Here is a 1,579-nt window from a genome sequence, read left to right as displayed (position 1 = left end):
AGCCTGCAAATAAAAAGTCAAGGCTAAATTGAAAGAACATTGAAAATTTTATACAGGTTGAAAATTGGGTATCAAAATAAGACCACCACACCAGTGCCGGTCTGAAAATATTAGTGGATAATTAAGATTCTGGAAGAGATGAAAGATATTCTTTCACTCGTCCGTAGTAGATTCTTAGAAACTTGTTAGCACCTGCAGTCATATAGACATAGTAAGGCTTGCCTTGAGCACGTTTCTTATCTAAGAACTGATAAACAGGATCATCTTGAGGATGCGTTTTAATCAGGACATCCATTACCTGAAATAAAGTCTTTCTAAGATCAGCGGAACCTCGTTTTGAGGTAGGAACACTTTTTTGTTCATAGGTTCCGGATTCATTAACACCAGGATCTACACCGGCAAATGCAGTAATAGCACTTTTGTGAGTGAAACGGGAAACATCTCCGATCTCAGCCATCAACTGAGGACCAAGTGAAGTTCCAACCCCTTTCATAGCCATAACGACAGGATATTCCGGGAGTTTGGATGCAGTTTCATTCATGAGAGTGCGTAGTGATTCAACAGTTGTAGAGGCACTATTAAGCTGGTCTACAGCCTGCTTGATAATAAGCTTTGTAATGGCATCCTTTGGAAGTACAGGAACAAGTTCCTTTGCTTTTCCATAGATTTCTTCAGCTTTTGACTGACTGAAGTTGTACTTCTTGCGTTTGCACCAGTTTTGATAATGGTCGATAAAGGCATTCAGGGACATTTTACGGACACAGTCCACATGCCAGTATGTAGATGCAAAATCAACCCATTTCTGGCTGCCGTCACTGCGTGCAGGACTGTCAAAGTAAGTATTAACACCAGGATAGGTTTGGTCAAGGATGCCGATAAGATTATTTTTCATAGCCGTCTTGTGTTTCATGTAAAAGCCGAACTGACGGTTCATGGTTTTGAGCTGATTGCGTAATTCATCCATAACATTATACTGTTTAAGATTTTGCCATTTGTCAAGAGCATATCGGGCAATCTTAACAGCATCCGCTTTATCAGATTTCACTTTACGAAGAGAATCATTATCAAAGTCTTTGATAAGTTTTGGGTTAATGGCACTGACGAAAAGATTTGCCTCTGAAAGCTGATGAGCGAGGACTTCATAATAACGTCCTGTGTGCTCCATCACGATTCGGGACTCACCTTCAACAGAATTGATTAGTTCTACAAGTGAACGGATGTCACTGGCCGTGTGTTTGATTTCAAAAGGTGTGGAAACAATTTCACCGAATGGTCGCATGATAGCAACCATACTTTTACCTTTTGAAACATCGATACCTACTGCGTTCATAAATTGTCACTCCTTAAGATTATTGCAATGGATAAATACCAGTTTTACTCATTGCCTATTCAATCTACTGTGGTGTGACGCGAATGCACCTATGGCGATTCAACCTGCATAAAACGAACGCTGCGAATGAGGAGCTGGTTATCAGTCTTAATTGCGGACGCGATGTCCAAGAAAAGGGACGATATACCAATTGCTCCATCATTATACAGCTTAAGCAACAAGATGGATAATTCCTTACTGGCTGTAAGG

General features: G+C 40.5%; 1 protein-coding gene. It reads right to left on the bottom strand.

Annotation, left to right across the window (positions count from 1 at the left end; translation table 11 throughout):
* Positions 1 to 121 precede the first annotated feature (121 nt).
* Complete coding sequence (locus tag ACTNDQ_RS15325; protein ID WP_144100615.1) at positions 122 to 1,330, bottom strand: IS110 family transposase; 1,209 nt, start codon at positions 1,328 to 1,330, stop codon at positions 122 to 124.
* Positions 1,331 to 1,579: the final 249 nt, after the last annotated feature.

Origin of the sequence: Blautia massiliensis (ex Liu et al. 2021), assembly GCF_052064225.1 — a bacterium.
In the GTDB taxonomy this organism is placed as follows: domain Bacteria; phylum Bacillota; class Clostridia; order Lachnospirales; family Lachnospiraceae; genus Blautia_A; species Blautia_A fusiformis.
The sequence above is the reverse complement of the archived record's forward strand: the minus strand, read 5'-3'. Positions and strand labels throughout refer to the sequence as shown.